Consider the following 442-nt stretch of genomic DNA (forward strand, 5'->3'; position numbering starts at 1 on the left):
CGCATGGCCCTTGATGGCCGTGCCCGTATCCTGTGCCACCATCAGGTGACGAAACTCCTGCATCGCGCCGGCGGGGCCGGACGGCACCTTGGCATCAAGCCAGATGGGCGTGCCGAACATCCAGAGGCTGCGGTCAATCGCCAGGCTTCTGAGCGGCGTGAGCGAAACCTGCTGCGCGCCGGGCGCGCCCAGCGCCGGATCATCGACCTTCACTTCGCGGAAGAAAACGAAGGACTTGTTTTCCCACATGAGCTCGCGCGCCTGGCCCGGATTGTCCTTCATCCAGGCGCGCAGGGCCTGCATCGACATGTTGTCGCGGGTGAGCACGCCGCGCTCGACCAGAACGCCGCCGATGCCGGTATAGGGCTGGCCGGATTTGGCGCCATAGGCAAGGCGCAGGGTGCCGCCATCTTCAAGGCGGATGCGGCCTGAGCCCTGGACC

1 protein-coding gene is annotated in these 442 nt (G+C 66.3%); it reads right to left on the reverse strand.

Annotated features, from left to right (window positions below; genetic code table 11):
- Positions 1-442: MltA domain-containing protein (locus I6F37_RS40205; protein WP_225154409.1), on the reverse strand; the 442-nt coding region annotated here is incomplete at both ends.

The sequence above is a fragment of the Bradyrhizobium sp. NBAIM08 genome, from assembly GCF_020193935.1.
In the GTDB taxonomy this organism is placed as follows: domain Bacteria; phylum Pseudomonadota; class Alphaproteobacteria; order Rhizobiales; family Xanthobacteraceae; genus Bradyrhizobium; species Bradyrhizobium yuanmingense.